This window comes from Pseudomonas shirazica (genome assembly GCF_015168335.1).
GTDB lineage: Bacteria > Pseudomonadota > Gammaproteobacteria > Pseudomonadales > Pseudomonadaceae > Aquipseudomonas > Aquipseudomonas asiatica.
In genome coordinates this window covers 3074976-3099218 of sequence record NZ_CP063456.1, presented here as the reverse complement: position 1 = coordinate 3099218, position 24243 = coordinate 3074976, and the positions used below count along the sequence as shown (strand labels likewise).

General features: G+C 55.1%; 25 protein-coding genes and 1 pseudogene. 17 read left to right on the top strand and 9 right to left on the bottom strand.

Annotation, left to right across the window (positions count from 1 at the left end):
* The first annotated feature begins 8 nt into the window (after positions 1-8).
* The 13 genes from IMX18_RS14080 to IMX18_RS14020 all read left to right on the top strand — a co-directional run bounded on the left by IMX18_RS14080 (position 9) and on the right by IMX18_RS14020 (position 7517).
* Positions 9-590, top strand: a complete 582-nt coding sequence (locus IMX18_RS14080; protein ID WP_217191361.1) for a hypothetical protein — start codon at positions 9-11, stop codon at positions 588-590.
* A 2-nt stretch (positions 591-592) separates the two neighbouring features.
* Positions 593-1144: a tail fiber assembly protein gene (locus IMX18_RS14075; RefSeq protein ID WP_217191363.1), complete on the top strand. Its 552-nt coding sequence runs from the start codon at positions 593-595 to the stop codon at positions 1142-1144.
* A 56-nt stretch (positions 1145-1200) separates the two neighbouring features.
* Positions 1201-1419 carry a hypothetical protein gene (locus IMX18_RS14070; RefSeq protein ID WP_217191366.1) on the top strand — a complete coding sequence of 73 codons (219 nt, stop codon included), beginning with the start codon at positions 1201-1203 and terminating at the stop codon, positions 1417-1419.
* Complete coding sequence (locus tag IMX18_RS14065) at positions 1416-1862, top strand: structural protein P5 (protein WP_217191368.1); 447 nt, start codon at positions 1416-1418, stop codon at positions 1860-1862. Before IMX18_RS14070 ends, IMX18_RS14065 begins: the two co-directional genes overlap by 4 nt.
* On the top strand, positions 1859-2377 hold the full coding sequence (locus IMX18_RS14060; protein WP_217191370.1) for a DUF2514 family protein: 519 nt from the start codon (positions 1859-1861) through the stop codon (positions 2375-2377). Before IMX18_RS14065 ends, IMX18_RS14060 begins: the two co-directional genes overlap by 4 nt.
* Before the next feature lie 134 nt (positions 2378-2511).
* On the top strand, positions 2512-2961 hold the full coding sequence (locus tag IMX18_RS14055) for a carboxymuconolactone decarboxylase family protein (RefSeq protein WP_217191372.1): 450 nt from the start codon (positions 2512-2514) through the stop codon (positions 2959-2961).
* Between the two features lie 171 nt (positions 2962-3132).
* The gene (locus IMX18_RS14050; protein WP_217191373.1) at positions 3133-3342 is read left to right on the top strand and encodes a hypothetical protein; all 210 of its coding nucleotides are present in this window, start codon (positions 3133-3135) and stop codon (positions 3340-3342) included.
* 23 nt (positions 3343-3365) lie between these two features.
* Positions 3366-3572, top strand: a complete 207-nt coding sequence (locus tag IMX18_RS14045; protein ID WP_217191375.1) for a hypothetical protein — start codon at positions 3366-3368, stop codon at positions 3570-3572.
* Positions 3573-3691: 119 nt separating this feature from the next.
* Positions 3692-4000, top strand: coding sequence for a hypothetical protein (locus IMX18_RS14040; RefSeq protein WP_217191377.1), 309 nt, complete (start codon positions 3692-3694; stop codon positions 3998-4000).
* Positions 3990-4196 carry a hypothetical protein gene (locus IMX18_RS14035; protein ID WP_217191379.1) on the top strand — a complete coding sequence of 69 codons (207 nt, stop codon included), beginning with the start codon at positions 3990-3992 and terminating at the stop codon, positions 4194-4196. The genes IMX18_RS14040 and IMX18_RS14035 overlap by 11 nt, the downstream gene beginning before the upstream one ends.
* Positions 4197-5471: 1275 nt before the next feature.
* A complete protein-coding gene (locus IMX18_RS14030; protein WP_217191381.1) occupies positions 5472-5756 on the top strand; it encodes a hypothetical protein in 285 nt (94 codons plus the stop codon).
* 134 nt (positions 5757-5890) lie between these two features.
* The gene (locus IMX18_RS14025) at positions 5891-6406 is read left to right on the top strand and encodes a helix-turn-helix transcriptional regulator (RefSeq protein ID WP_217191383.1); all 516 of its coding nucleotides are present in this window, start codon (positions 5891-5893) and stop codon (positions 6404-6406) included.
* Positions 6407-6545: 139 nt separating this feature from the next.
* A complete protein-coding gene (locus tag IMX18_RS14020; protein WP_217191386.1) occupies positions 6546-7517 on the top strand; it encodes a hypothetical protein in 972 nt (323 codons plus the stop codon).
* 974 nt (positions 7518-8491) lie between these two features.
* Here IMX18_RS14020 and IMX18_RS14015 read toward each other — a convergent pair.
* Both IMX18_RS14015 and IMX18_RS14010 read right to left on the bottom strand, forming a co-directional pair.
* The gene (locus IMX18_RS14015) at positions 8492-10360 is read right to left on the bottom strand and encodes a DUF2075 domain-containing protein (RefSeq protein ID WP_217191388.1); all 1869 of its coding nucleotides are present in this window, start codon (positions 10358-10360) and stop codon (positions 8492-8494) included.
* A gap of 24 nt (positions 10361-10384) precedes the next feature.
* A complete protein-coding gene (locus IMX18_RS14010; RefSeq protein ID WP_144172333.1) occupies positions 10385-10768 on the bottom strand; it encodes a nucleotide pyrophosphohydrolase in 384 nt (127 codons plus the stop codon).
* A gap of 296 nt (positions 10769-11064) precedes the next feature.
* Between IMX18_RS14010 and IMX18_RS14005 the strand changes: the two genes are divergently transcribed.
* Positions 11065-14004 (top strand): DEAD/DEAH box helicase, encoded by a 2940-nt coding sequence (locus tag IMX18_RS14005; RefSeq protein WP_217191391.1) that lies wholly within the window; start codon positions 11065-11067, stop codon positions 14002-14004.
* Positions 14005-14100: 96 nt separating this feature from the next.
* Here the strand turns inward: IMX18_RS14005 and IMX18_RS14000 are convergent, their stop codons facing one another.
* The 3 genes and pseudogenes from IMX18_RS14000 to IMX18_RS13990 form a co-directional block, all read right to left on the bottom strand.
* The gene (locus IMX18_RS14000) at positions 14101-16161 is read right to left on the bottom strand and encodes a hypothetical protein (protein ID WP_217191393.1); all 2061 of its coding nucleotides are present in this window, start codon (positions 16159-16161) and stop codon (positions 14101-14103) included.
* Between the two features lie 259 nt (positions 16162-16420).
* Positions 16421-16695 (bottom strand): annotated as a pseudogene (locus IMX18_RS28065) (hypothetical protein).
* 236 nt (positions 16696-16931) lie between these two features.
* On the bottom strand, positions 16932-17831 hold the full coding sequence (locus tag IMX18_RS13990) for an HNH endonuclease (protein WP_217191396.1): 900 nt from the start codon (positions 17829-17831) through the stop codon (positions 16932-16934).
* Between the two features lie 464 nt (positions 17832-18295).
* Between IMX18_RS13990 and IMX18_RS28055 the strand changes: the two genes are divergently transcribed.
* The gene (locus IMX18_RS28055; protein WP_225903893.1) at positions 18296-18628 is read left to right on the top strand and encodes a GNAT family N-acetyltransferase; all 333 of its coding nucleotides are present in this window, start codon (positions 18296-18298) and stop codon (positions 18626-18628) included.
* Between the two features lie 118 nt (positions 18629-18746).
* On the opposite strand, the gene IMX18_RS13980 is transcribed toward IMX18_RS28055, so the two are convergent.
* Together IMX18_RS13980 and IMX18_RS28050 are read right to left on the bottom strand one after the other, a co-directional pair.
* The gene (locus IMX18_RS13980) at positions 18747-19010 is read right to left on the bottom strand and encodes a DUF3077 domain-containing protein (protein WP_003256566.1); all 264 of its coding nucleotides are present in this window, start codon (positions 19008-19010) and stop codon (positions 18747-18749) included.
* 163 nt (positions 19011-19173) lie between these two features.
* Positions 19174-19416, bottom strand: a complete 243-nt coding sequence (locus tag IMX18_RS28050) for a hypothetical protein (RefSeq protein ID WP_225903892.1) — start codon at positions 19414-19416, stop codon at positions 19174-19176.
* Between the two features lie 538 nt (positions 19417-19954).
* On the opposite strand from IMX18_RS28050, the gene IMX18_RS13975 reads away from it, so the two are divergent.
* On the top strand, positions 19955-20623 hold the full coding sequence (locus tag IMX18_RS13975; protein ID WP_217191398.1) for an HD domain-containing protein: 669 nt from the start codon (positions 19955-19957) through the stop codon (positions 20621-20623).
* Positions 20624-21169: 546 nt separating this feature from the next.
* Here IMX18_RS13975 and IMX18_RS13970 read toward each other — a convergent pair.
* Positions 21170-22207 (bottom strand): GGDEF domain-containing protein, encoded by a 1038-nt coding sequence (locus IMX18_RS13970; protein ID WP_217191400.1) that lies wholly within the window; start codon positions 22205-22207, stop codon positions 21170-21172.
* A 200-nt stretch (positions 22208-22407) separates the two neighbouring features.
* Between IMX18_RS13970 and glsB the strand changes: the two genes are divergently transcribed.
* Positions 22408-23316: a glutaminase B gene (glsB, locus tag IMX18_RS13965; RefSeq protein ID WP_015269909.1), complete on the top strand. Its 909-nt coding sequence runs from the start codon at positions 22408-22410 to the stop codon at positions 23314-23316.
* 39 nt (positions 23317-23355) lie between these two features.
* Here the strand turns inward: glsB and IMX18_RS13960 are convergent, their stop codons facing one another.
* Positions 23356-24078 carry a FadR/GntR family transcriptional regulator gene (locus IMX18_RS13960; protein ID WP_217191402.1) on the bottom strand — a complete coding sequence of 241 codons (723 nt, stop codon included), beginning with the start codon at positions 24076-24078 and terminating at the stop codon, positions 23356-23358.
* Between the last annotated feature and the right edge of the window lie 165 nt (positions 24079-24243).

The window sequence follows — 24243 nt, the reverse complement described above, 5'->3', positions numbered from 1 at the left end:
GAATCTATATGGCAAAGCAAGTAATCAATCTCGGTGCCTCGCCAACTGGTACAGGTGGTGATGATCGCCGTTCAGCCTGGGTAAAGGCTAAAGCGAACTTCACGGAGCTGTACAACTGGATCGCCAACTTGTCTCAAGGCGATGACGTTGCCACCGCATTGCCGGCCGCGCTGCCAGTGGCAAAGGGGGGCACGGGCGCGACAACACAAGCCGCTGCACGTACCGCGCTCCAGCTGGGAACGGCAGCGACGCTTAACGTTGGCTTAGCCAGCGGAAACGTATTGCAGCACGGAGCATTTGGGCTTGGTTCAACTGCCGTCCCGATCGCGGCAAGCATGAACGTCTACCCAGCCGGTTTCTATTCGATCCAAGACCCAGACACGCAGTACGCGGCAAGCACTGGCGTCACCAGCGGATCGATGATTTGCATGGGTTTCCCCTTCCAAACCACTTATGGCTCTCAACTCTGGATGGGCTTCAACGGCAAGATTGGGTTCCGCTCTGGAAACTACGCCAGCGCGGCGTTCAACACGATCTACCACACCGGCAATACAACCCGCGCCGCTGACGGCACCCTGAAGGCGATCTGACCATGGCAAGAGCAGCACTCAACATTCTGGGCGACGGCTCAGTGCTCGATATCACATCGCTCGGCATGGCCGACATCACCGTCGATCATCCGGGGCCAGGTCAATACCTGGTATCCGGCACCCTCGGCATGTGTCCGCCGCCAGAGGGCTGGGGGTATGTGATCAACCAGATGGATGCAGGTGCATCGGTGGCTACTTCGTATGCCGACGGTGTGCTTCTGGTAAGCGTGGCCAAGGAGGGCGAGCCGGCCGACCTGCTGCACAGCATAACCCTGCATGTGTCAGTGGAAGACCTGCCTGCCGTCGAGCTTCCCGAGGTTCCGACACCTGGGCCGGTGGATCCTCTGGTGTTGGTGCAGGCAGAGATTGCCAGGCTGCGGGCCATCGCTGACTCCGCAGTTACCCCCTTACAGGACGCCGTAGACCTGGAAGAGGCAACTGCTGAAGAGGCTGCCCTGCTGAAGGAGTGGAAGCGGTACCGCGTTGCGCTCAATCGCCTGCCAGAGCAGGAAGGCTACCCCACAGACATCAGCTGGCCCGCGCTGCCGGCCTGATACATACCGAACCCATCGACCGCCGCCTGGCGGTTTTTTTTGCTTGGAGAAAACCTATGCCTTTCATCGTCATCGACCGTACCAACGCCCTGGGCCCGCTGCGCACTGTGGAGTACGCCACAGAAGCTGAGGCTGATGCAGCGGCACGCGAGCTGCTGAACGCTCAGCCTGGTAACGAAGTCCTCACCGCCCAGCTGATCAAGCGCTACTCCGCTCAGGTCAGCGTGACCGTTCAGGAGGCTGAAGCGCTGCCTGTCGAGGAGCCTGCCCAATGAGCACTCCCCGCGGTGTACGCAACAACAACCCCGGCAATATCGACTTCAACCCGCGCAATGCATGGCAGGGCCAGCTGGGCATGGAGGAGGGCGTGGCCAAACCGCGCTTCGCCAGGTTCGACCAGGCCGAGAATGGTATTCGTGCCCTGGGCAAGCTGCTGCTGAACTACCGGGGCAAGGATGGTATGCCCGGGGTTGGTCGCCCAGGCATCGACACCCCGCTGGAATTCATCAGCCGCTGGGCGCCGTCCAGCGAGAACAATACCCAGGCCTACGCCCAGGCCATCGCCAAGCGCCTGGGTGTTGGCGTGCGTGACTCTATCGACATCTCCAGGCCGCAGGTGCTGCGCGAGGCCGTGGTCGGCATCATCGTCCACGAGAACGGCGGCAACCCGTACAAGGCAGAGGTGATCGACGAAGGCATTCGGCGGGCGCTGGCATGACCAGGCTGGGTGCGGTACCAGCCTGGTGCTGGTGGCTGATCGCTCTGGTGCTGGTCGCTGGCGGGCAGCAGTACCGGGTTGTGCTTGCCGATGGAGAAGCCACAGAGGCACGCAAGGAACTGTCCGACTACCGCCTGGAGGTTTCCGAGCGGGACCGGCGCGCAGCCGCTCAGGCAAGAACCGAAGAACAGCGCCGCCAAACCGTGGCGGACGAGGAGGGTGAGAGTGCACGCAAGAAACTGGAACTGGCCCAAGGCCGCGCCGCTGATGCTGAGTCTGCTTCTGACGGGCTGCGCTGGGAAATCGCCAGACTGCGAGACGGCCATCGAGCCACCTGCGATACCATCGCTGCCCAGCAGCGCCAGGCAGGAACCTCTGCCGTCGTGGTGCTCGGGGGATTGCTTGAGGAAGCTGACCGAATGGCGGGAGACCTCGCGACAGCGCTTGAGCGAAGCCGAATAGCCGGCCTGGCTTGTGAGGCGGTGATCGACGGTTTTGGAAAGTTCTCTCCATAGCAAGGAAGCAGGGAGGCAGAAAAGCGCCCTAGCCACCTATTGGAACCCAGAAATTACAGCGGATTGGACCCATGAGCCGAGCCGCGTACGCAATAAAATGCGTCTGTGTTTACGAAAGCGCTTATGGAGTATGTATGACTCGTATGAATTGGTTTGAAAAGTCTCCCGGTGCAGCAAAAGCGCTGACCGGTTTACACCACTATGTAACCACCGGAACGAATCTACCTCCGGAGTTGATACATCTGGTCTTCCTTCGGGTATCACAGATCAATGGTTGCGCGTTCTGCATCGATCTTCACTCTCGCGACTTGATCAAAGGCCGCATGTCAGTTGACAAGGTGCTGCTAGTCGCGGTTTGGCATGAGGCGGAACACTTATTCTCTGATCTAGAGCGCGCTGCATTGAAGTGGGCAGAAGAGGTGACCAATGTGGGAGAAACCCATGTTTCGGACGAGGCCTACGCTGCCGCCTCCGCGGTCTTCAACGAGCGAGACTTGGTGGATTTGACTGCCACGATTGCTGCAATGAACGCTTTCAACAGGATGGGGGTTACGTTCAGACTCAAGCCTGCCGCGAAGGGGTAGCTGTCAACCGCCTAACCCTGCGAAGGAAGTCGCCAAGGTGGAGCTCGGTTTTCCGCCTTATCGGGGTGTGAAGTCAGGGTCAATTGTAGCCGCATCGCCTCGATCCACTGAATAGCGGGCACTGGGGCGAAGCGGCCTATAATGCACTGACTTCCACCAAAGGATTAATCCGTGAAAAGAATGCTGGAGGGGATGGCGCTCGCTGGTGAGCCCTTGCTACTGAAAGCTCTGGAAGCGGTCCGGGCCCATCGTGATGCGGAAACAGGTGGCGCGCCGCCTGAAGAGGTCGAACGTCTACGCCTATTGGCGCATTCGCTATACCAAGCGGTTCTCGATTACCAGTTAATCCAAGCAGGTCGGGCACCGGCTACTATTCAGTGATGGCCTTCTCAGGATGGAGCCCGATGAAGTGTAAGCCGCCGATTCTTTACCCTGACCATCCCATGTACACCGACGCCGTGGACGCCATGAAGCGTTATCACGAAGCCCAGGCTTCGGGTGAGCCGCCGGAAGAAGTGGAGCGTCTGCGGCTGATTGCCGAATCTCAGTTCCAGGCGGTCACCGACTACCAGCTCAAAGCGTTAGGCGGCCCTGCTGGCCCGATTCACTGATCGGGCCGCATGTGTCGACATCCTTCCTGAGCAACCACGCATGGTCCGCCGAGCGGTACTGGCGCGGTTGCTTTGCCTGATGCTGAAATACTGTATCTATATACAGTATTCGGTGCAGCATGTACTTCCTCCTCGTTCGCCGCCGCGTGAATGGCGTGGCCATCCCTTCCGATCAGCTGAGGAAGATCCAGCCCCTGCGGGCCGACATCCACATCGGTGACCACTACAGTGAGCCGCTGGGCCGGGTTTCGACCCAGGCGTGGGTGTTCAACCCGTCGCCCGGGCCCGACATAATTCCCCGGCTGCACGACGCCAAGCTCAATGGCATGGCTCAGCTCGGGATCAACATCAACGGTGTCGAGGAAATCGAGGGCGTGCTGTACGCCCAGTCGTGGTGGTGCCGGGCGGTGGGCGACTATGGCAACTGAGCTTCCGCAGGCCTGGTTGGCCGAGCTGAACGACCAGGCTGCCCTGGTGGCTGATCCTGATGGACGCGCGGCAGTGCTCGATGAGATGGCCTATGCCGCGCGCCGGCGGCGAGAGGTCGATGACGGTGACTTGGTCGACATGCTGGAGATCGTCGAGTCGGCCAGGCTGTGGGCGCTGGATAGCGCCGATCTGTGAGGAGCTATATAAAGGAAGGGAATCGGTCGGCAGAACGCCGGGATGGGCAGCCTGGGCTGCGTGAGAAATGCGTGACTCTCGTGAACGCTTGTGGGCACCTATGGGCAGTCGGTTGCAGCGAGCGCGCCAAAAAATGCTGTGGTATCATGCCTTTAGCTGGCTTGGCATGCATGGGGTGCAAGGGGTCGAGTGTTCGAATCACTCCGTCCCGACCATTATTTAAACGACTAAGCCACCTTCGGGTGGCTTTGTTGTTTCTGGAGTTCTTGGTTTTTTAGAGGCTTCGTTTGTTTCATTAATCAATCTTGTGATTCGGTTAGGCAAGATAGCTGTGCCCATCGTTTCGCGAGCCTCGTAACTGAGCAGGCGTTTCTTAAAGGGTTGGCTACCCTGGTTCAATTCGCGTCCCGCTACGGATGCTCCCAGCGCTAAGAGGTGAGGGCCGGTGTGGGCGAATAGATTTTCGGGCTGAACTTCTTGTGTTGGACAGTAAGCAGCTTTTCACTGGTCGCGCTACGGAGGGCGCGACCCATGCCTCGAGAGCGCCGGGGGGAGTTGAATAAGGTTTCTAATATTTTGATTAATAAGATTAATGTAGGTTTGAGTTTTTAAGCTGGAATACCAATTGGAATGCTGGATCCCCCATCACTAGCCCGCGGACAAACGGTAGTCCCCTGTATACGGACCTCCGCCTCCATCGTGGCCGACCTAGCCGAGCGTAGCCCAGATCCAACTGAACTGTGGGAGCTCCTGTTCCGACGGTGTGCCTCAGCTCGGCACCGGCGCGGCGCACCAAACTGGTAGCATCAGTCGTTCATCAGCCTGGAGCGCAGCTTCTCGAGATTCTTCACTACGATCTTATGCACCTTAGTTCTATACGAAATCCTGAGAAAGTGAATCGGCGGCCCTCGGACGCTGAAATTCTGTAGGGTTTTCAACCATCTACGGAAATGAATTCTGTTAACACTTTCTGGGCCTCTGCTGTGTTGGCTGGAAAGAGGTGCGCGACGGAGCATAGGGGGCGGTCTCCTAGGCTATCACTCCCCTGATCGCTTCGTGCGTCTGGGTACTGATACACCTGGTTGGCCCTGGCGAATGGCTTATCTCGACACCATTGCAGACCGTGCGGATTGAATTCTGGATTGGATCCAGTGGTGATCTTGTTGTGCCTGCATGGATACCGAAAGGTCTGCAAACGCTTGCTCAACGGCTCCGTTCTTGGCATAGTTGTCACTTGACAACTCTTGGACACCTTTCCATACTGGAGATGAGCTTATGGGGCGTGCGAAGCACCCGAAGAAAGAAATCGAAGAAGCCTTGAAGCATGCCGAGTCTCAGGGTTGGGCGGTGAAGGAAGGAGGCGCTCATGCTTGGGGTAAAATCTACTGTCCCTTCAGAGACAACGAATGTCGCTGCGGCGAATTCTGCATCACATCGGTGTGGTGCACTCCCCGTAACCCGACGAACCATGCTTCCCAGCTTTACCGTGTCGTTGATAACTGCGCCCGGCAGCGACAAAAGCTTGAGGCTGAGCAGGAACAAACCCAGAAAGCCCAGTGACCGCAGCCCAGTAAGCCGAAAACCAGTAAGCCCAGGAAGTCAGCAAGTCCCGCAAGTCCCGTAAGTTAAGTAAGCCCAGTGGGATCCCTTGTAAAAAATAGTCGGGGGATCCCCTAAGAGACGGAGTAATAGAGATGGAATTTACCTTCACTCTCAAGTACCAGCTACCAACCAATAACACCGATACTGATGCGCTAATTGAGAAATTGGCAGAAGAGGGTTGTGACGATGCATTGGTGGGCATAGGCCAGCCTGGACGCCTCGGTCTCGAGTTTGTACGCGAAGCTGCAACCGCGAGAGAAGCAGTGGAAAGCGCTCTGGCAGATGTGCGTCGTGCCGTGCCTGAAGCTAGATTAATTGAAGCGACACCGGATCTTGTAGGCCTCACTGATGTGGCTGAAGTAATGGGTGTTAGTCGGCAGAATATGCGAAAGCTTGTAATAAGCCATCCAAGTTTTCCAGCTCCTGTACATGAAGGAAGCTCTGCAATTTGGCATCTTGCTGAAGTGCTTCGCTGGATGGAAGGTAGAGGGACGTACATAGTGCCTCGTGTTACCTTAGATGTTGCGCGTGTCGCTATGCATGTAAATATCAAAAAAGAAAATGATCGCGTGGCAAATGACCCATCTATTCATGCTATTGCATACTGATATATTTTGGTGGGACTAAGAAGTTTATTGAGAGGCTTGTTGAATAATATAGTTTTCGGGGCTTGAGTATTAGTGGGCTGTAGGCCATCATCAACAGCTTCTGATAAAACATTCGTGATCGAGGTTGGAGTTTATAGCCATGGATAATGAACAGCGAGCGCCAATAAATTTGGGTGGTGGTGTGGGAATTATCGGGACTAGCTCCTTTACGATATCGGAGGGTGAGGATTCAAAATTAATCACGATAGAGCGTCGCGGCAGCATGGTGCACAATGTGATACCATCTGTCATTGTCGTATGCGAGGATTCGCTTGCTGAAACCATCTTGGGGATGGTTGCTGGCGAGATGGATGGCTCATTTAAAGTCATTGCTGCCGGTGCGTGGGACAATATGCCCACTTTGTTGTACGGGATCTACTTTTATCGAGATCAAGTAAGGGCGGCCGGCGATAAAAGACACTTGGAAGTCGTTTGCGTTATGGATGGCGATATACGGTATAAAGACTTCAAAAAAGGTCTCGATAAAGTTCATAGCGGTAATCATGTGCCGGAAGACATAAAAAAAGCGTTGGCGCGTATTGAAGAAAATCTAGTTGAGTTTCAGTTGGTTGAGTCCAAACCAATTGGAGGGCTTCCGGAGTATCATCACCAGTTATGGTTGGAGGAAATAACGGACGAAGTAATTGATGGCTTTCATGAGGCGGTACTTAAAAAATATAAGTCGAATTTAGATAGTGCAGAGGGAGGACACATTTCAGGTGCTGCGTTGCAGATTAAGTTGTTGCAAATCGAAATTGCTGAAGCTAAAAGGATAATTAATAGCTCGAGGGAGATTGCCTTTCACACCCTCAGAGATGACAAGGATAAGGTGGATTGTCACTCCTACTATACTGAGCTTAAGAAGAAACTGCTCATTGGGGATGCCTTGATTAAATATCCTGCGCATCAGCTGGAGTATAATGTGCTGTCCATCATAAGGAAATACAACCCTGGGCGCTGGCAGGCGTACATCGCGCCGGTTAAAAAGGCGATGCGCGAAGCATTCCAAAGACATGTCGCTATGTTTAAGTCTGATAGGTTCAATCTGACCGAGTTGGGTGACGGTAAATAATAAATAGTCGTTGGCATTGGTTTGGAATGGTAAAGAGTTCGGGGGAAGCACTATTTCGCTGGTGATTAGCCTTGTCTAAATATGTAACATCCAAATCCAGGCGTCGTTGAGATGCACTTGCTGTCCATCATTCCGATGCTTTGAATGTGCCAGGCGAGCTGCAAGAGAGCAGGCAATTTTCAGCTACGCTTGCTGATGGTTTTCAATGGCTCGATGTTATTACGCCGAGTATTGAGCGCAAGATTGAGCGTGAGCCTGCGGTTGGTCAATATCTGAAATCGACCACCTTGCATGAGGGCGGATTTAGTGGCTGAGATTGATGACTTCTAGTTGCCGAGAATGACTACCTCATCCTCTTGCGCAAAGTCCTTGAACCAGTCCGCTTGGCTCGACCAGATGCTGACTATAAGTCCGACCGACTGGCGGAGTCATTTGGGTCGTAGCGCGGCTTGTTCATCACTCGAGTGATGACGTTGCTCGACGGCTTGTTCTGGACAGCGCATCGGAAGCTCATGATCCGCCGTTGGGTCGCAATCGGGTGCAGCACGGTATTTTGTAAGACCGCGTGAAAGTCATGCATGTGTCGGTATTGATCGAGGTAGAACTAATCCTAGGCCACCGAAATGTTGCGTTCGAACACCAGTTCCAGGGGCTGCTCCATTTCCTCGTTGTTCTCACATATCGCCCTGAGCTTGAGCTCTCTGTTTGCCGGGTTGATATGCGCCGGCAGCACCCTAGTAGAGTACCCAGAGCTCGCGATTTAGCATCAGGCGGTTCCTCATGCGCTGCGGTCCTCGGCCATGGGTTTCGATGAAAAATCGGAAACTATACCCTCCAGGCCTCGACCGACAGGTCGTAACGCTTTGCCATCACAGAGTTCCTTTTCGTTGATGGCGGGTGACTGTACAGAATCTCAGCTTTCGAGGGGCGACGATTGGGTTTCGCGGGATTACAGAGCCCAGGCCACGATACCCTCATGGACTGCTGTGTTGGTTAAGCCGGCTCGCGAAGTATTGCGCAGTCTCTTTGTCGGTGCAGTACAGGTAGCAACCCTTCATCCCCCGTGTCATCAGGGTTCGGTATGTATTTTTGATGATCAGGTCTGTTTCACTTTTCGCGAGGGTAGGTTGCTCTTTCATCATTTTTTTCCAGCCGCGAATCGATTTATCGTGCTTGTCGCGCTCATCCGGGGATGTCATTACCTGACCGTCACGCACGACCAGATCTGGTCCGATAATTACCCCGACGTAGTCGACTTCCAAACCTTGGCAGGTATGAATGCAGCCAACCTGCTCGATGGAGTTTTCAGCGATGATCCATAGGCTGCCATCCTGATCCAGGTTCCATTGGCGTTTGTAGTCACCAATCACGATATCAGCAGCGGCGGGGTCTTTCCTGCTCAACCAAGGCCAGCAATAGCCCGCGACCACACGAGCTTTGTTCCCGTGGTTTTTCTCGTTGATTGCGTCATGCATCGCCTGAGGTGAGTCGAACAACTTAAACTCGTACTCTTGGGTCTCAAGCGTCGGATTTGCCGTCGAGCGAATGCCTAGCGTGTCATCCAGCCATGCCAGGTAACCGTCAGAACCACTGCAGCGAAACTGCGAAGACAGCACGTGTTCTTCAACCACAGCACCCTTGGCTTTTGCAAAAGCGCGTATCGCCTGCTTGCTGCCGATATCGCTCAAGGTTACACGCTGGTCCTCATCAATAAAGAAAATGGAGCATTTCGCTGAGTCGATCAGCTCCTTGATCTGGTTTTCCCCAAGGTTTCCATAAAGCCCGCTTTTCTCATTCAGCCGGTGAGCTTCGTCCACGATAAGCGCATCGAATGTGTTGGGCTCAGTGTCGATGAATGCACCAGAGCCTGAGAAGAAATTCGAGAAATGGCTGCGCTTGATGGTGCCAACCAGTTTGCTTTCGTAGACCTTGCGAGGGGCAGCATTCTTGGAGACGTATTTGCTCATCAGCTTCAATTCGGTGAGCTTCACCAGCAGATTGATAGCCAGGACAGTCTTTCCGGTGCCCGGCCCACCTTCGATGATCATCACCTTTGGTGCTTGGTCCGAGGCCTCGCTTGCCGCCGCCAGCGCCGACTCAAAAATTGCTTTCTGATCGTCAATCAATACGAACTCGGGTTTGCCTTTCATCAACCCCCTGAGGGCTTCGGCTAGCGCCTTGGATGGGCGAATTTTTCCTTCGGACAGCTCGTAAAGAACCTCTTTGTTGTCGCCATGACTTATATGCTTCTTCAGAAAGGTTCTGAGTTTACTGAGCTCTTCTGGGCCTTTCAGAAACAGAGGAGCCTTGCTGATGTGGGGTTCATACTGGGCTGAATCTATGACCCCGTCGCTGACGTAGTTATGGAGGTAGGCGCACGGACGGATTTCGATGCTTTTGTCATACACCGCCTCGTTGAAGCCTTCCAACAGCGCTGCATATGACCACACCTGGTAGGACGGGTGAATGGTCTCAATGAGGCCGCCACCCAATGTCGTTTTGACGATGGCATCCTTGGTTGTGGCATTGGCCTTACTCCATTGCTTAAGCTCGATCAGCACGGCCTTTTTTGCCTGGTTTTCGTCGCGTCCGGTGAGTAGAAAGTCGATTCGCTTCGACGACTGCGGAATGTGCAATTCAATGGCCAGGCCTGCATCGCTCGGCAGGCCCTCATCTCTAAGGACCTTGGCCATGTAAGTCAGGGATCCTTGCCACGACCTGATTTCTGAGGAGCCAACGTTCTTGCCAGTAGCTTCCTTGTAATGCCTGAGGATCACCTCCTCAATGTCATCGTTATCGTTGTCTTTAAGAAATTGCTGTTTGGTCGCAGCGTAAACGATCACGGGTTGTCCTTAAATGCGTGTTGTTCAGAGTCGGTCGTACTTTTTGCTGTTGCTTCTGGCTTTATCTACGGGATACTTCCGGCCATTTGAGGCGAGCTTCTGCGTGACTGCTTCGTTGAGGTCAATACCAAGTACGCTGCTAAGGCGAACCAGGTACATCAGTACGTCCGCCAGTTCGTCCTTTACGGCCAGACCGATTTCAGGATCTTTAGCTACAGAGAGCGAATCGGCATCGCTCATCCATTGGAAAATCTCGCACAGTTCTCCTACCTCACCAGTGAGCGCCAGGATGAGATTTTTGGGGGAATGGAACTGCTGCCAGTCGCGATCATCTGCGAACCGTTGGAGGGATGCGGCAAGCTTCACTACGTCAACCAGTGGCGCGGATGCGCTTTCTGAGTCACTCACGGGCTATCTCTTTGGCAACGATGGGGACAATGTGTAGGAAATCCGGCCTTGGATTGTAAGGGTTTTTACCGCTTTCGCAGTTTTTTGTGTTTAGCCTCACCTGTCGGCAACTGGTCGGATTGATGCCAGTGCTCAGCATTTGGCCAAAAGCGAGCACGACAATTCGTCAAACCTGTGCGGGCCTCGACGGGTTTGTCCTTTTGTCTAATTGGTTAAGGCCGTTCAGGCAATAATGGGCGTGCTACTATATCGCCACCTCTTTCCTGAGACGTCTCTTCTGCCATCAGGTAATCACCATGGACGACGTAGTCATAACGCATTTGGATGTGTACCAGAGCTGGCAAAACCATCTCTTCAAATTCAGTCTCGACGATCCCAAGACGAACGTACCCGGGCTGCGCAAACCGCAATTGGCTGCGCTCTATGCCACCTTGGGACATCTGGTGGTTGATCCCTCTTCGACGGCCACAGTGGTCATGCCGACCGGTACAGGGAAGACCGACACTATGCTCGCGCTGATCATCGCTGCGAGGATGCCCAGGACCTTGATCTTGGTTCCCTCGGATGCCCTAAGAACGCAGTTGGTGGGCAAGTGTACGGAGATGAAGACGCTCCGCTCCGTGGGTGCAGTATCGGATACGGCGCGCAACCCCATTGTTGCAGCCATCGATTCAAAGCTGTCAGAGGACCAGGTTGCTGATTTGGCTAGCGCCAACATCATTGTGGCCACTCCCCAGGCTCTGTTGTTATTCAAAGAGGCCGCCTTGGAGGCGTTGGTCAACATGTGCAGCCACCTGATGATCGACGAGGCTCATCATGTCGCTGCTGCCAGCTGGAACCGGATCAAAACCGCCTTCATGGGTAAACCATGTATTCAGTTCACTGCAACGCCATTCCGGGAGGATGGTCTGGCTCTAGCTGGCAAGATTATCTACAACTACCCGCTCCGGGATGCGCAGCTTGACGGCTATTTCAAAGGTATCGAGTTCCATCCGGTACGAGAATATAACCTCAAGCTGGCCGATCAGGCCATCGCAGACAAGGCTGTTGAGCTGCTCAGGGCTGACCTCAAGGCTGGGTATAACCATCTGATGATGGTGCGGGCAAAGTCGCATAAGCGGGCGTCGGACCTGTTTGAGATATACAAGCAGCACCCCGACCTCACGCCGGTACTGATTCATAGCAATGTGCCGAATCAGGCTAGGGTGATGGCTGAAATTATCAAGAAGAAGCACCGGATCATCGTGTGCGTCGATATGCTTGGTGAGGGCTTCGATCTGCCCGAGCTCAAAATTGCTGCCATTCATGACCAACACCAAAGCCCTGCAGTGACGCTCCAGTTCATTGGCCGGCTGACACGGGTTGATGCGGCCCTAGGCGATGCCAAGTTCGTGGCGAACATCGCTAACCAGAAGACCGACCATCAGATGGCTGACCTCTATAAGGAGAGTGCTGACTGGGGGGCAGTCATTCGCAATGTAAGTGAGAAAAAGGTCAGCCGGGAAATTGAGAAGGCGGACTTCAACGAACAGTTCGCTGAGGGTGACGATGCCCAGGTGATCTTTGGGCTCAACCCGAACCCCAAAATCAGCGCCGTGGCGTATCACGTCTCTGCCAAAGACTGGACACCGCAGCGGGCGCAGAGTCTGGACGGGCGTAGAGAGATACTGCAGTACTTCTCGATCAATGAGCAAGCCGATACCGTTATTGCGGTAACCCGGCGAGAGACATTAGTTGGCTGGGCTCAGACCGAAGAAATCGTCGATACCAACTGGAATCTTTACATCGCGTTCTATGACAAAGCGCAGAAAACCCTCTTCATTCACACCTCGGGTGACGACACTCAGGCAACTCGCTTCCTGAACCTGGTGGCCAAAGACTCCCGTCGCATCAATGGTGAGCCGGCGTTCCGGACGCTCCACGACATCAAGCTGATGAAGCTTCAGAACGTTGGCCTGTCCCGCGCCCGGAAAGACCTGCGGTTTACGATGCATGTGGGGCGCGACATCAACCAAGTGATCAGCGATATCGAGAAAGGCAATGCGACAAAGTCGAACATCTTCGCCACTGGTTTTGAGGATGGAGAACGAACCACCGTAGGCTGCTCGCACAAGGGCAAGATCTGGGAGATGAACTCCTCTCCGATAAACTACTGGGTCGAGTGGTGCAAGCGAATGGCGGTCAAACTCAACGACAACACCATTGACCCTGGTGACGTCCTCAAAAATGTCATGCGTGCCGACCAAATCAAGGGCAAATGGCCAGAGGGGCTGTTCTACGCCGACTGGCCTGTGTCGATCGCGATCGAAAACGAGCAAAGGATCTCGCTGTATTTTCAGGGAGAGACTTTCAACCTGCTCGATGTCGAGCTTGGTAAGCCTGAGTACATTGATGCACGGACGCTGGAGATCCCCGTCATTGTTGTGGGTAACGAGGGTGAGGAGCGCCGGCTGACCACCATCGCCATCAAATTGTTGGAAGATGGGTACAAGACCTCCTGCCCAGGTGTGAAGATCCTTTATCCCCACGAAATGCCACTGGATTCTTATCTGGATGGAGAGCCGCTGGTACTTCTCAAGGTCGACGGATCCATGGTGCAGGGGAACTACCGTCAATACTCACTCAACAGCATGGATGTAAAACTACCTGCCGGTTTGCTCGAAGCCTGGGATTGGGGAACGACGAAAATCCATCAGGAGTCCATGCGTGCGGAACGACGCAAGGATTCAGTACAAGGGTTCACTTTCGACAAGATCGCTGACGATTATTCAATAGTGTTCAACGATGACGGCAAAGGCGAAATCGCTGACCTGGTGGCAATTCGGGAAAACCAGGATGCCATTTACGTCGACCTGTACCACTGCAAATTCTGTCCTATGACGGATGGCGTGGCTGCGCCTGGTGCGCGCGTCGCCGATGTCTATGAAGTATGCGGTCAGGCATCCAGGTCGGTGAAATGGCTTTACACCGGCGACAAGTTCTTCAACCGGCTAATGGATCGCTACCAGCAAGGACTGCTGAAGGACTTCGACAGAATCCTGAAAGGCACGCCTCAGCAGCTAGAGATCCTGCGCAACAAATGCCACGACCATGAGCTGATCTTCAAGTTTGTGATCGTGCAGCCTGCGATATCAGCGAAGAAGGTATCGAAGGAGCAACTGGCCGTCTTGGGAACGAGCTACTCATACATCAAGAGCATCTCGGGCTCGGACATCAAGGTCATTGTAAGCCCTTGATTGACTTGCATCAGCGGAATTGCAGCTGATTCCGCTGATGTCATGCTTTGATCCGCACCTCCTAGGCTCCCTTTGGTAATAGTCTATAAGTAGGAGTCAGAAGTTTTTGCGAAGATTGCCTTTGGCGATTTTCTCCAAGATCTGCATGTAGCGCTCAGATGTTACTTTAGAAATTTCTAAGGTGTTGGTGAAAATGGGGGGGAGATCTTTGCCGGGAACCTCGTATTTTGCGGAAACCTGCGTGGTCAGTGCGTTGTAGAGACTGATCAATGTTGGGCAGCTAGCATATTGAGGAAACACTCGGACCGCCTCGTCCAGAGAGTTATACAGGGGGATGCTATACATGTGGCCCGTGGTTTCATCTATGTTCCCGTAGAATCTCGCTTGCGCGTCTTTGAGGAAGTGTTTGAGCAGGTGGGGGTCCAGCACAGGCACACCGTTGCGGGGATACCCTGCATGAAACTGACCGTTTATGATCACTAAGGGCATAACCGTAATGTCATTGCGGCCTATGAGTGATGGGTAGTGCACTGCGCAGAATTCTTGTAGATTTTCGCGGACTCGCTCTGCTTTTCGGCTGGCTTGAGTAGTTTTGTATTCTATTCCATTGTTGTCGAAGATCTCGTTGTGATAATCCAGCGGAGTGATCGGTGTGCGCCGGCTTCTGAGTTCAGCGATTACTATCAAATTGCCTAGGGCAAATGTCAGATCAATTTCTTCAAATTTTTTTGGCGCGTATTTGAATTTCAATGCGGCGGTCCAGTAGAGGTGCTCAGCCAGTACTGGGTTGTTTGATCGGCACTCTTGCATAACTTTTAACGTGTCTAGCTCGAATAACTTGCCACGTCGTTTAGAATTGGGGTCTATCCGCTGCAGCCAAGTGTCGAAATTTCGCCCAATACTAGCAGTCAGCAGGGCGCTCACTGGGAAACATACATGCTCATCAAGAACCAGCAAGGGTTGGCTCCAAAGGTCGTTTTGGATGCTGCGGGCGTCGTAGGAGAGCATTTCGATAACGATCGTTACGTCTTCTGGAGTCATCTTTGTGCAACGCACTAGGTTATCAATCAAATCGTCCAGCCGAATTCTTGGGGCAAAGTCCAGCAGCTCGTCCCACTGCCTTGGCGATGGCTTGGATAAAGCCGTCTCTTTAATCTGAATTGAAAGAATCGCTAAGTGAAACCACACCTTCAAAACATTGCGGATTGCCTTATCCTTGGTATTGCCGGATGCTGAGTCCAGCAAGGGATGCAGGTGCTCGTCGACCATGTAGTGCGGTGCGGCTCGATGATAGAAAGCCGACATCTGCGCCTCATCCGATAGATCCTGCCATCGAATGCAGGATAATACGTTACCCGAGCTTTGGTAATGCAGGTATTGACCTTCGTATAACAATGACTCAGCAATCAAGCGCCGGCTTTTCCAATCGCGGACGATATGCATTGCATTGGTGGCGTTATGGTGATCCCGACGATATTTGGAGACGGCCTTGATCAAATGTGGGTCAGGTGTGGTGGAGGCTAGTACCACTCCATTTGGATGCGGGAAAAATCTGACCTCGCCGTAGAGCAAATCCTGCCAGATTCGCGAGAAGCTATGAAAAATCTGGGCCATTGAGGTTTCGTTCTCAAAGAATATGAATTTGTCCAGTTGATGAGGACGAGCTTCAGGAAAGACCCGGTCTATGTCATCTCTATACTTTATTAATAGCTCCCAGAAAGGCCCGCATAAGCTATCGAGCCGAAACGCGTTCAAAGTATTAGGATCAACCTCAACGCCGCCATTAGTAAGGGTGGACTTAAGGTCAAGATACTGTTCCATCGCCGCGTCGGGCTGTCCCGTCATGAGCGCCATCTGTTCCTCGGAAATCCGGTAGAATGCGTGATTGGCGGCACCCAAGTGTGCTTGGATAAGTTCGTTCGCGCTTAGCGGAGTTTCTCGGCTGAAAGTGAATTGCTGACGAGTATTTTGTACGCGCTGGAAATGCTCATTGAGCCAGCTAACACCATTGAGAAAACCGCGCTCCTCGGTTCGCTCGCCCCTAGTCCACTCATAGGCTTGAAGCCAGCTGGAAATATTAAACTTCTCTAGCATAGCTGGATGAGGAAGTTGTCGATCACGGGCTAGTTTCAACAGCGTTGTTTGGGAGTGGTTCATAGCGAGAAATCCCTGCCTCGATTGTTGGAAATGGTGTAACTCGCAGCTGATAGCGCAGCTAGACGATATTCCCTTGTAAGGCTCACATCAAGCCATACCTGTCACCGCTGGCACAATTCCCGTAAAGCCGGGAGCACAAGTCTTTGAATGCCCCCTAGCGTTTGCTCCCAAATCAAAGTTGCCGTTCAGTAAGGGCAGCTAATGGCCGACTGCTGTCAGCGCCGAACGGTGGCTATGAGTGGATAGCAGCCGGTCTTACTCATAGATTGAAAACCCATGTTTTTTGTAAACGACGAGCGAGCAGCCGCACGGTCAGCAGATAGTAATAGCGTGTTGCATCGCTTCGTCGATTTAGTCTTTGCTCAAGAAACCAAGCCACGTGCTTTTTCTGCCGAGTCCAAGGCTCCTGCGCTGCCAGCGCTCTGCGATCTCAGCCTGGATGGTTTTCGCCTGTCGCACATGGCGTTGGCGGCTGGCGTGAGATCCGGTCAGCACGCCAGCCAGGAACAACTCCATATCAAATGGCTTTCTCATGTCCGCCCCCCAATGTAGGCCGCGACCACATCAATCCGACCGTGCCCCAGCTCATAGCTGATTTGCCGCCCGGCCTCATTGACGATTGAGTTTTTTTGTTGGCTGTGTGACTAGCTTTGCGCGAGACGCTTGTACCACGCAATACCCGGAAGGGGCAGCTATCGTGCCGCGGATCCCATGGGAGGCAGCGGTCCCCTACGATACTCGTTTGAGATCTTTCGCCTAATAAGCCTCACTCAGTTGAAGCTAAACCGTTCCCGATGCTTAGCAAGATACCTGCGATTACCATCGCTCAATTGGCCGATTCTTGTGAATTCGTCCAATCGTAAAATGTAGCGCTCCTGTTCCTTCAGCTTATCGCTGATAAGAACATCACCATTTTGCGAAAATGAGATTAAGCCAGAATCAAACAGGCGATCAATGTGCGCAGCCAGAAGCAGGCCGTTGTCTATATCTAAACGTTCGGCGTTATCGGCTAGGCTCCATGCGTGGATATGAGAGGCAACCAACAGACTTGGATTTTGCAGTCCAGTGAGAGCGCACTTGCTATTCCAGCGACTTAGCAATCCAGAACGGAATGCCCCTTGACCAACCCTGGCTTCGATCAGTGCCGTTCTGGTTGTACTGCTTATCTTTTGAGGCGAGCCGGCATCAATTATGCGGTCCTCATAGTCGATAAAAATTCCAGCTTGTTCTAGCAGGAATTGGCCGGCATCGGCGGGCAGTGAAGCCATGTAGATCTGGTTTATACCGCTCGCACTGTTGAAGAGTCGAGGTTCAGTACGAGTGTCGAATCGTGCCATGTAGATTTCAGCAATATCATCACTGCGCATCGGGCGCTTTAACTCGTTGTAGCTAATATCTACGCGATGCCCTTCGTTCTGCCATTCCTTAAATGACTGCCGAGGAGGGCGTTCAGCGATGTAGGATTTGCCCCGAGCTGTCGCAATACCCCGGATGTAGTTGTCGTGATAACAGAAAATCAAATCTCCGGTTTGGACTTTGGCGACGTTATCCCAGTGAGTTCGGAATTGCTCCTTTCCATGCTTGGATCGTGAACTACGAGGAGCCCATAAAAATTGACCGTTTTTGGCTTCCTTATGAGTTGCGCCCAGGTTTACCCAAAAAAATTGCATCTCGCGTCCTAAGTGCTGGTCTGTCGCTGGCGACTCTAGCGTGAGTTCCTACGGCGTGGAAGGAAATTTCCTACAACGCATGAAGAATCGCTGTTCTCGTTGTGTCGCATTGGCTTAGGACTTTGAGAATCGTTGGAAAGGTGTGCGGGCGGGCTTGAGCCAGAACGGATGGGCTACGGTAGGGAGAAGGGATTGCTAGAAAGCAAGAGGCGCGTAGCCTCTACAAGTCCGCTCCCTGCCTGACGGTAGGAAATCAATTGGAGGTGCCATCGTGTTTGTTCGCCCCATAGCCGCACATGAATTGCGGCTTTATCGGAGTCTGCGTTTGCGGGCACTGCGAGAGTCACCGGATGCGTTCGCAAGTACCTACGAGCGTGAGGCAACTCGAAGCGACGATAATTGGGAAGCCCGTGTCTCCGCTGTAGCAACCTCCACCAGCGCACAGGCTTTTTTGGCTTTTCAGCATGCCGCCTTGTGGCTTGGTTTGGTGCAAATCATCAGAAGCTGAGCCAGGTGTCGTCGAGGTTTTTCAGATGTGGGTGGACCCTGTCTCGCGTGGTGTTGGAGCCGGTCGGGCTCTGCTGGCAAGAGCTATTGCTTGGGCTGAAGGTCGAGGGGAGCAACGTATACGCTTGGGCGTGACGATCGCAGATACGCCGGCGATGCGCCTGTATAGGTCAAACGGATTTTGTGACATCGGCTTGCCGGAACCTTTGCGCCAAGGCTCTTCTATAAGCTCTCAGTCGATGGAACTGAACCTGTGTTTACGCTCTGGTACTGATAGCCCGGCTCGATAGCTGCTGTGGCTGAGTTGTGGTGTCGGGCGGTGAAGCGGGGATATTTAGTCGCATGGTTCCGGTGGGAGAAAAGCCTTCAGAGATTTCTGAAGGCGGCCCTGAGTAACGAGTAGGCGCTTCAGCGCATCATGCCCAGCTCGGCATCATCCATCAGCGCCTTAGCCAAAGCGCAGAGGTAATGTGAAGCCCAGATCAGCTGGGGTTTGTCTTCCATCAAGCCGTCCAGGGTCATATCCCGTGCGTAGCCCATAAGCTCCGAGGCTTGTTCGCGGGCGCTCTGGCAGGGGATGCCTGCTTCGATGCGGAACAGCGGATGGGTCTGGTTTTCACCTTGGTAGAAGGTGGTTTTGCCGACGGTGAATTTGGTTTCTTCTGTGGTCATTGTTCAATCTCCCCGAAACTTCTAGTGCCTGGACTGGCCTCATCGCCGGCAAGCCAGCCCCCACAAATACTGCACAGGCCTCGAGATGTGGGGCAGCTTAGATCCATGTGGGAGCCTTGCTTGCTGGCGATAGGGGCAGCCCAGGCGACACATAAATGAAGCCTTAATGCAAAGTCCTAGGCTCAGTGGGCATCTGCACCTGGACCAGTGCGGACTCAAGCAAAGCTCGCAGCGTCTCCAGCTCATGCATCGAGGCCATCATCAGAATCGACGCTGGTGACTTGGGCTGCAGCAGCATTGCCTGATGCACAACGGTCGCTGCGCATAGTGCGTAGTCCGTGGCTTGGATCAGGGTGTCTTCAAGGCAGAGAGTATTTTGGGGTGGATCTGGGACTATCTTCAGCATGCTTACGCTCCAACAATGGTTGAGCTGCTATCCACCTCGCTGTCAAACGGGAGGGTGGCAGCTGTACGCGGGTTGACAGACCGAGATTGTTGGCACTCGGCGCACACGAGGGTGCCCGCACGTACAGCCGCCATAAGCGTATGCACACGGACAACAATCGACGGCCTGTCAAAACCGGTCGCTGAATTGGCAGCGACGGAGCGAGACTAGGACTCACGATTTCCATGTGCAACGAAAAACAGGCGCAGGGAGTATCTTTGGGAAATGGCCTACAAGGAAGGGGTTAATTCTGACATTTTTCGCCCATTCACCTTCACAGCATGCAACGCCGACTGCTCAGTTAACGGCCAGTGGATCTCAAAAAGCTTTCCACTCACGAATCCCTGTATCCAGTTATGTCGCAATGCCAACCAACGGTCCAGCATGGACTTTCGCCACTCAAGCCTTGAAACTGACCCGCTCGCATCTGGACCAAGGCAGGTCACGGTCCAGCCCCTGACAACGGACGCCAAGTAACAGCCCATGGAATGCACCGAAGATGACTATCGAAGCTTTTGCCCCTTTCCAGCTCCTCGCCACTGACCTGCTGAAGTATCTACCGGCTGACCAGCCAGATGGCTCCCACGACCTGTCCCACATCCATCGCGTATGGGTCAACGCGCAACGGATACAGCGCGTAGAAGGCGGCGACCTGGAAGTTCTGCTTGCAGCGACGGTGCTGCATGATTGTGTCGCAGTAGAAAAGAACTCGCCCTTGCGTGGGCAGGCGTCAACGCTGTCCGCACAAAAGGCGGCGTCAATCCTCGCTGATATGGGCTGGCCCTTGCAGCGCATCGAGCAGGTGGCGCATGCAGTCAAAACCCACAGCTACTCGGCTGGCTTCGAGCCGCTCACCCTTGAGGCCAGGATTCTTCAGGACAGTGATCGCCTGGACGCCATAGGTGCAGTGGGTATCGCCCGGTGTTTTTACGTTTCCGGGCGAATGGGGTCGGCGCTGTACGATTTCGAGAACCCCGCGGCGTGGGGGAGGGAGTATCAGGACAAGGCGTATGCGGTCGAGCACTTTCATACCAAGCTGCTCAAGCTTGCGTCAGGTTTTAAAACTGCTGAAGGGGCTCGGCTGGCTGCTGAGCGCCATGCTCGGCTTGAAGTGTTTCTTGCGGATTTCATGGATGAGGTCGGGGCTGGCGGGGTAGGGATGCAGTGACGGGGCTTGGAGCGATTAGCAGGTTGTTTTGGGCGTTGGCCAGTTGTCCTGGAACTGCATATGGCTGATCGATTTGGCAGGTGCCTTTGGGCAAGGTGCCAGGCCTTGGGTTTTGGAGGCGGGTAGCTGTGGTCTCATGGCCCTGAGTATTGCGTTTGGGCGGGGAAGAATCTGGCGTGGGCATGGCACCGGCTGCGCCGGTGTTCGCGGCTGAAGCCGCTCCTACAGGGGGACCTGCTAATTCAGGGAGATGTGGGCAGTTTTGAGGGCGGATTTGTTCGTGGAGACCTTTTGTGTGCGGTTCTGCTTATTGATGAGTGGCTTGCAGCTTTTTTAGCGGGTTTACCGTGGATGGCACGGGCTGCGCCCGTGTTCGCGGGCGCGCCCGCTCCCACAGGGGGGGACGCGCAGGGTTTGAGCGCTGTGTTGGGGCATTCAGATAATCCAGCTTTGGCGGAGCGGGAGTGTCGAGCGGGGCGGGGTCTGGGGCAATGAATAGGCGGGCTGAGAGGCGAGAGATGCCGCACAGCCCGGATCGTGCTCGTCTCAGAGAGGTGGCGCTATGTAGACAACCCGGTTTCGTCCATTCTGTTTGGCGTCATAAAGTCCCTTGTCAGCGCGTTCCAGCGCGTCATCCAGCGTTTCTCCTGTGGCAAACAGGGTGCACCCGATGCTCAGGGTTACGTTCAATTGGCCACTGGGCAACTGCATCGGGCTGGCACCCACCTGTTCGCGAATCCGCTCAGCAATGCGGGTCAGCTCTTCGCTGTCCTTCACCTGCAAAATTGCAACAAACTCTTCACCCCCATGGCGCACCACCAAGTCATCGGGGCGCAGTGCCGCGCGCAGGCGGCGGGCCGTTTCGCACAGCACCTTGTCACCGCCGCCATGGCCGTACTTGTCGTTGATGGACTTGAAGTGGTCCAGGTCGGCATAAACCGCACCCAGCTGTAAGCCGTTCACCTCGGCCAATCGCCGTTCATGTGCTTCAAACGCCGACAACGCGCCGCGGTTCCACAGTTGTGTCAAAGGGTCGAGCAGGGCTTTGCGTTGTTCGCGATCCATTTCAAGCCGCAGATCGCGGTTCACCTGGGCCAAGGTACGCAGCTGCAGATACCCCTCGGCGAGCGTGGCCAGGTCCCTGAAGTTCGCTTGCTGAGCCTCGCTGAGCACGCGCGGGCGCGGGTCGAACATGCACAGCGTACCGATGGCTTTACCGTTGCCAGCACGCAAGGGGTGGCCGGCGTAAAAGCGGATGTAGGGCTCGTTCAGCACGAGTGGGTTGTCGACGAAGCGTTCGTCGCACAGGGCGTCGGGCACCGTCAGGGTATCCTCGCCGAGAATGGCGTAGCCGCAGAACGAAACACTGCGCGTCGTCTCGCTTGCCTCAAGGCCTATGCGGGCCTTGAACCACTGCCGGTCCTGGTCGATCAGGCTGATAAGCACAGTGTCCACATGGGCCAGGTCCTGGGTGAGCCGCACCAGGGTATCCAGGTAATGCTCGGCTGGCGTGTCGACCAGGTTCATGTCGTCGAGCGTGCGCTGGCGCAGCGTTTCGTCAGCGGGCAAGGGGCAAGCTGGCATTGTGGGTCCTCCGTTCCTTGGTTGGCTTGGGTACCTGGCGGGTGCGCGGGCTGTATACCGTCGAAACAAGCACAGCATAGGCCATGGCGTGATGCACGGTCGGCCGACAATTTCTTGCCGGGAGTGTGATTTCTTTCGCTCGATCTTCGTCAAGGATGCTACCCCTTAGCCGTCGTCTGGGGACTGATACAGGGCCTTCCATGCAAACGCTGTTGAACGAGATTCTCGAAGAAGTACGTCCCTTGATCGGCAAGGGCAAAGTGGCTGACTACATTCCCGCGCTGGCCGATGTGCCGGCGAACCAGCTGGGCATCGCGGTCTATGGCAACGATGGCAGCTATTACTGCGCAGGCGACGCGCTGGTGCCGTTCTCGGTGCAGAGTATTTCCAAGGTGTTCAGCCTGGTGCAGGCGATTGGGCACTCGGGGGAAGCCATTTGGCAGCGGCTTGGCCATGAGCCTTCCGGCCAGCCGTTCAACTCGCTGGTGCAGCTGGAGTTCGAACGCGGTCGGCCGCGTAATCCCTTTATCAATGCGGGTGCGTTGGTGATCTGCGATATCAACCAGTCGCGCTTCGCTGCACCCACGTTGTCGATGCGCGATTTCGTGCGGCGGCTATCGGGCAATCCCCATATCGCGATCGATGCCCGCGTTGCCGACTCGGAGTATCAGTTCCGCGCGCGCAACGCGGCCATGGCTTACCTGATGCAGTCGTTCGGCAACTTCCATAACGAAGTGGAGACGGTGCTGCGCAGCTATTTCAGCTATTGCGCGCTGCAGATGAATTGCCTGGACCTGGCTCGGGCGTTCTGTTTCCTGGCCAATGATGGGTTCTGCAAGCACAGTGGTGAGCAGATTCTGACCCGGCGCCAGACCCAGCAGGTGAACTCGATCATGGCCACCAGCGGGTTGTATGACGAAGCAGGGAATTTCGCCTATCGGGTGGGGTTGCCGGGCAAGAGTGGCGTGGGGGGCGGGATTGTGGCGATCGTGCCGGGGCAATTTACCGTGTGCGTGTGGTCGCCGGAGTTGAATGCGGCGGGTAACTCCCTGGCCGGCATGGCGGCGCTCGAACTGCTCAGTTCGCGGATCGGCTGGTCGGTGTTCTGATCGGCGGGCCCGGTGGCTGAGGTAGGCCCGGTCGATACCTCAGCTCGTCGGGTCCTGCCCCAGTACCTTGGCCAGGGCCACGCGGGCATCTTCAAGCTGTACCAGTGAAGCATGCCGCGCGCCCAGCGCGTCACCGTTCTGAATAGCGGTCAGAATCGCCTTGTGGCGGGGCAGGGCGAGTTCGTCGAAATTCGCCCGCTGGTTGGAGTAGCGCACCGACTCGCGCAGCGCCATCGACAGCATGTTGCACAGGTAGGCCAGCAGGTCGTTGTGGGTGGCGTCGGCGATGCGGGCGTGGAAGTCCAGGTCCGGTTGCAGGCGCTCTTCATGGTTGCGGGCGGCTTCCATGCGCTGGTAGGCCTCACCGATAGACGCCACATCCGCCGCGGAGGCGTTGGTGGCGGCCAGGGCCGCGGCCGCGGGCTCGATGACCCAGCGTACGCTGCTCAGCATGTTGAAGAATTCCTGTTGCGGCGTGGCCTGCATCAGCCAGTGCAGTACGTCCGGGTCGAGCATGTGCCAGTCATGGCGCGGCCGCACCAGGGTACCCACCCGCGGGCGGGCCTCGATCAGGCCCTTGGCGGTAAGGGCGCGCATCGCCTCGCGGAACACCGGCCGGCTGATCGCGTAGGCTTCGCACAGGCTGGCCTCGGAAGGCAGCTTCTGCCCGGGTGCGAGTTGGCCGGATACGATCTGTACGCCAAGGTCCTGGACCAGGGTGGCGTGCATGCTCTTGCGCGTGGTGGGTTGGCGGTAGTTCATGTGGGGCGGGGCGGATCCTTCGGGCGGGGGCAGCATCATAGCATTAGCGCGTCTACGCGGTGCATGGCACCGGCTGCGCCGGTGTTCGCGGCTAAAGCCGCTCCTACAGGTATTGCGCTGCTCTGCGGGTCGGCGCAGTACCTGTGGGAGCGGGCATGCCCGCGA